This is a genomic window from uncultured Clostridium sp. (assembly GCF_934754915.1).
Taxonomy (GTDB): domain Bacteria; phylum Bacillota; class Clostridia; order Clostridiales; family Clostridiaceae; genus Clostridium.
Window position 1 is genome coordinate 22,439 of record NZ_CAKVKB010000042.1, and the last position, 6,036, is coordinate 28,474.

At 25.4% G+C, this 6,036-nt stretch carries 4 protein-coding genes; 3 read left to right on the forward strand and 1 reads right to left on the reverse strand.

The window, feature by feature from the left end; genetic code table 11:
- Window positions 1–28: 28 nt before the first annotated feature.
- From Q0F58_RS08620 to Q0F58_RS08630, 3 genes are all read left to right on the forward strand, one after another.
- On the forward strand, window positions 29–1,192 hold the full coding sequence (locus tag Q0F58_RS08620; RefSeq protein ID WP_294375092.1) for a toxic anion resistance protein: 1,164 nt from the start codon (window positions 29–31) through the stop codon (window positions 1,190–1,192).
- Between the two features lie 302 nt (window positions 1,193–1,494).
- Window positions 1,495–3,507: a methyl-accepting chemotaxis protein gene (locus Q0F58_RS08625; RefSeq protein ID WP_294375076.1), complete on the forward strand. Its 2,013-nt coding sequence runs from the start codon at window positions 1,495–1,497 to the stop codon at window positions 3,505–3,507.
- A gap of 107 nt (window positions 3,508–3,614) precedes the next feature.
- The gene (locus Q0F58_RS08630) at window positions 3,615–4,991 is read left to right on the forward strand and encodes a sensor histidine kinase KdpD (protein WP_294375084.1); all 1,377 of its coding nucleotides are present in this window, start codon (window positions 3,615–3,617) and stop codon (window positions 4,989–4,991) included.
- Window positions 4,992–5,058: 67 nt separating this feature from the next.
- Here Q0F58_RS08630 and Q0F58_RS08635 read toward each other — a convergent pair whose 3' ends face one another.
- Window positions 5,059–5,619, reverse strand: coding sequence for a hypothetical protein (locus Q0F58_RS08635; protein ID WP_294375087.1), 561 nt, complete (start codon window positions 5,617–5,619; stop codon window positions 5,059–5,061).
- Window positions 5,620–6,036 lie beyond the last annotated feature (417 nt).

The following is a 6,036-nucleotide window of genomic DNA, read 5'->3' on the forward strand; positions in this document are numbered from 1 at the left end:
TATGAGCACAAATTATACTGGTGACAATATGAATAATAATTTAGGAGAAGATTTTTTAAAGAAAGATCCTGTACCAAGTCTTACATTTGAACCTGATTTTGATGAAAGCAGCGATAATACAATATTAAAGAAAGAAGAAGAAATAATACAAGAGCCTGAAGACAATATTTTAAGTCCTGAAGAAAAAAGAATGGTTGATGATTTTGTTGAAAAAATTGATTTAAATAATTCAAATTCAATACTTAAATATGGAGTTGGTGCACAGAAAAAAATAGCAGATTTTTCTCAGGCAGCTCTTAATAATGTAAGAACTAAGGACCTTGGTACAATTGGGGATATGCTTTCAAGTGTTGTTGGAGAACTTAAAAATTTTGAAAAAGAAGAAGATAAAAAAGGAATTTTAAGCTTTTTTAAAAAACCGGTTCAAAAAATTGATTCAATGAAAGTAAAGTATTCAAAAGTTGAAGAAAACATTGATAATATTTGTGCGGCTCTTGAAAATCATCAAGTACAGCTTTTAAAAGATATAGCAATGCTGGATAAGATGTATGAAACAAACAAAGTTTATTTTAAAGAACTGTATATGTATATACTTGCAGGAAAGAAAAAACTTAAAATTTCAAGGGAAATTGAACTTCCTAAACTAGTGGAAAAAGCAAAAATCAGTGGTCATCCTGAAGATGCACAGGAAGTAAGTGATTTTACTGATTTATGTAATAGATTTGAGAAAAAGATTTATGATCTTGAACTTACTAAAACTATTTCGCTTCAGATGGCACCACAAATAAGGCTTGTTCAAAATAATGATACTCTTATGTCTGAAAAAATACAGTCTACAATAGTAAATACAATTCCTTTATGGAAAAGTCAGATAGTCCTTGCATTAGGATTAGCTCATTCAACTAATGCAATAAAAGTTCAGAATGAAGTTACAAATATGACTAATGAATTATTGAGAAAAAATGCAGAAACATTAAAGATGTCAACTATTGAAACTGCAAAAGCTTCAGAAAGAGGAATTGTTGATATAGAAACATTAAAAAATACTAATGAATCATTAATATCTACAATAGATGAAGTGTTAAGAATACAGGCGGAAGGAAGACAAAAACGTGAAGAGGCTCAGTCTGAATTGCGTAATATTGAAGAACAGCTTAAGCAAAAATTACTATCAATGAGTAATGTTAAATAATATTATTTAATTTCATAAAACAATTATTTTTTGCAGTATATTGCAATTATATTTCTATATTTCAAATTTTGTATTTGGGATGTATCCATATAGATTTTTAATGCAGTTTTAATCTTGCTGTACAAATTATTTTTTATAATTACATTTAAAAAATAATCATTGACATCATTTACAATTTTATATTTGTGTTGTAATATTTAAATATATGACATATTATTTCATAAAACATTTTTTTTTACAAACATTGCAAATGACTGATATAATATACCATAAGAAAAAAACAATATAAGGAGGATATGAATATGACTGATTTTTTAAAAAGCACAGGTAACAAAATAATGATTTATATAGTTATGATTATAATAGCAATATGCAGTATATTATCTATGCTATCATACTATGAAACAAAAAGTAACATTTTAAATCTGACAACAACAGATATTCTGGCTTCAAGAACAAAGGATAGTGCAAAAGCTGTAGAAAGGGAATTTTATTATAAAACTAAGCAATTAGAAAATATAGCTTCACTTCCTGAGGTTGTTTCTATGGATTGGAGCCTTCAGCAGCCAGTACTCTTAGAAGAAACAGAAAAATGGAATTTTGACAGTATATTTGTAATGGATCTTAATGGATATGGATATTACCCAAATACTTCTGAAATCAAAGAACAATCACAAGAGGATTTTTTTAAGACTATGAAAGAAAAATCGTCATTTATAACAGAACCCTATTTAAGAAAAGAAGAAAAGGAATCAATAACTACTATAGTAATACCTATTAAGTCTGGTAATGGTTCCGAAGTTGGATATTTATGTGGAACTATAAATCTTGATGAAATAAATAAAATTGTTCAGTCAATTCAAATTGGTGAAAACGGATATGCATTTTTATTAAATGAAAGCGGTAAATTTGTTGCACATCATAATATGGATTTTGTATTTAATGAAATATCGTTTAAAGATGCATTTAATGAAAGTAAAGATGAAAAGGATAATGATATTTTAAATAACATATTTGAAAAAATAGTCTCTAAAGAATCAAATGTTGAAGAATTGGACTTAAAAGATTCTCATATATTCATGTCATATGCTGAAGTTAGCAATACACCATGGTCAATATGTCTTGTAGCTTCTTCTGATGAAGTTTTAAGTGGTGTAAATAAAATTGCAAAAACACAATTCATACTTGCTGTAATATTTACTATTATAGGTATAATAATTTCGCTAGTGATAGGTAAGTATTTAGCAAAGAAAATTACTGCAATTGAAAAATATTCAGAAGAATTTTCATCATTTAATCTTGCATACAGAGGTGATGGAAATTCAAAAGATGATTTTGGAGATGTAATTAAAAGTCTGAACTCTGGCGTAGAAGTATTGAATTCCACAATAAAACAAGTAAAATCAAACAGTGATGATATATTTGGAAGCAGTAAAATAATTGATTCTAAATTAGATGAAATGGCTAACGACTTAGATCAGGCAGCTGCTGCAACAGAAGAAATTTCTGCAAGCATGGAACAATGTAGTGCATCATTACAAGAAGTTAATAAAATTGCTGAAAGAATAAATTCTGTTGTAAAAGATTCTAACGAAAAAGCCAAAAACAGTATGATTTTAGCAGACAGTATAGAAAAAGAAGCATCTGCTACTCGTATGGAAACAATAAAAGCTAAGAAAAATGTTGAAGATGTATATATTAAATGTAGAAATAATCTTAAAGAAGCTTTAGAGAAAATTTCTATTGTAAATAACATATCAACAATATCTGAAAGTATTTTAGAAATATCCCAAGAAACAAATCTTTTATCATTAAATGCCTCTATTGAAGCTGCTCGTGCTGGTGAATATGGAAAAGGATTTGCTGTTGTTGCTGAAGAAGTTAGAAAGCTTTCAGAAGCAAGTGCACAAGCTGTTAATAGTATTCAACAAAATGTTGATGGTACAGTAAATGCTGTAAGACAATTATCAAATGCTTCATCTGAATTATTATGTGTAGTTGAAAAAGATATTTTATCTGACTATGAAAAACTTATAAATGTTACAGCAGATTATGAAAGTGCAGGAACACGTGTAAAAGAAATAGCTGACAATTTTTCAGAAGTATCACATACTGTTTATGAATCATCAAATGAAATTTCTACGAGTATAAATGAAGTAACTGAAGCTGTTTCAGCTGTAACAAATTCATCAGTTGCAATAGCAGATAATATGTTAGAAATAAATACTAGAAAAGAACATATTTTAAATAATTCTAAAGAAAATAAAGAAAAATCATCTCAGCTTTCAGAATTAGTAAATAAATTCACATTGTAGATAGTAAATTATTTTTTACTCTTTAAATAAAATAGACTCCATTAAAATGCAGGAGTCTATTTTTTATGTGTGTAAAATTTTCATATTTTAATATTATCAGGGGAGGGGTGAATATTGAAGATTTTTCGGCAAAAGCACGAAGATTGAATTATATATATTCTATTTATGAATCATTATCTATAGCTATAGCAGTAAAATGTTATAAAATAAATATTAAATATAATAAAATAATGCCTATTATATTAATAATATCACTATTGGTTTCTTATTTAGGAATAAGATCTGATGCACATATTTTTTTAATGATTGAAAATAGGGAAAGTTTTATCCTTTCATGTATTTTCAAAATTGGAGCTATAGGAATAAAAGTTTACATATTAAAATATTTGGTTAATATAAAATCTAACATATCTAGTTTGTTATATAGATATTTAAATACTTTTCTTGTAATAAGAATTATAATGCAGTTTACAACTTTTTTGACTGAAGCAGGGGTTCTAAAAATACCACTATCATTTTTAGATTGTATACTACTATGTGTATCTCACTACATTGTATTAAAAATGATGATATCAGAAATTATAAGTAATCCATATTATAATATATATAGAAAATTGATCACAAAATCGAAAAATTTAAAAAGAACTACTTCTGAACTATTAGAAGTCAATAGGAATTTTCAAAAAGTCAAGCAAGAAGAAGTAATAAAAAATGAATTGCTCGCTAATATTTCTCATGAATTTAAAACTCCAGTAAATGTTATTTACTCAGCGATACAAACAAAAGAAATTCTTGACTGTAAAGGAAAATCGGACTTAGATAATAAATATAATAATATAATAAAGCAAAATTGTAACAGGTTGATAAGACTTATAAATAATTTCATAGATACTACTAGATTAGATAAGGGTAGTATACAGGCTGATTTAAAATTATTTAATGTTGTTTCATTGACAGAAAAAATTGCTATGTCAATTATACCTTATGCAGAAAGTAAAAATTTAAAAGTGATATTTGATACATCAGATGAAGAATTATATACATTTGTAGATGAGCAGTTGTATGAAAGAGTTCTGCTAAATATATTATCAAATTCTATTAAGTATAGTAAGGATACGGGTGATATAAATATTTATGTGGATAATAGTAAAAATAAAATTCAAATAACTATAAAAGATCATGGAATAGGTATGAACGAGGATGATTTGCAAATTATTTTTAACAGATTTGAACGCCTTGACAAGACTTTATCCAGAAATACAGAAGGTAGTGGATTAGGTCTGCATATTGTAAAAGGAATTATTAAACTTCTTAAGGGAAATATTGAAATATCCAGCAAAAAAGATATTGGAACTATTGTAAAATTGGAATTTGATAAATACATTCCTACTAATAGTGAAATTGAAAAAATGAGAGAAAATGAATTTGTGTTAATTAATCATAAACATGAAACAGAAATAGAAATGTCTGATATTTATTTTTAGATTAAATATACTGTTTTATCAAATCACTAGCTATAACACTTGTATAGAAATGTAGACTGATTGTTTATTAATAAAAATATTCTTTTAACATTTTTATAATAGAATGATATGCTCTTTTGTTTTGTCCATTTTTATAAGAACAAATAAAATCCATCCATAAACATTCTATAAGTTTTGAGAAAGAAAAGCGGCAACCATACAATTCATAAAGTTCATCTAAAATTAATTGGCCTTTTTCATAATCTTTTTCTGCAATACACATATCTAATGAGGACAATTTTACTGGATCAAGGTCTATAGATATACTTTCATCTCCGCAAGAAAGTACTATATTTTTAGAATCATAATAAATTTTATTTAATAGATTGTATACTGAAACTGGATTATAGTTTCTTATGCAGTCTTTTATAAAATTTAAATAAAGAATCATAACAAGATTATCAAGTGAAAATGAATCATGAATTTCTGTTTCGATATAACTGCATATCAATTTGCTTCTATATAGAACATGAGAAGGAATGGTAATTGAAAAACTTTTTATTTTTTCTTTTTGAACAAAAATATCAATAATATCATAAATCCAATATGTAATTTTATTTATAAAATTGTGATTGAGAATTTCATACATTGTAGTACCTCCTTTATGAAATTATTTTTATTAATGTATACTTTAATTAACAATAAAAGATTGACAATTAATAATGAAGATTGAAATCTTATGAAAATTTCTTTGATATTATATATATGTTCCAATTTAACAATTTACAATGAAGGATGAAATTTTTCCGAAATTTCTTTAATTATTATGTAGTATTATTGGAATATATATCTTGAAGTACATATCAAACTAGATAAAAAAGAATATAAAATATTTTTAATTTTCATTATGTAAAATTATATGAATAGTAATATTGAATTATGTCAATAATTAAAATAAATTTATAATTATACTGGAGTGATTTATTAATGACAAAAAATAAAAAAGAAATAAATAAATTATTTAAAAAACTTAAAAACAAAACAAGCATTAAAATTAAAGAAAAAA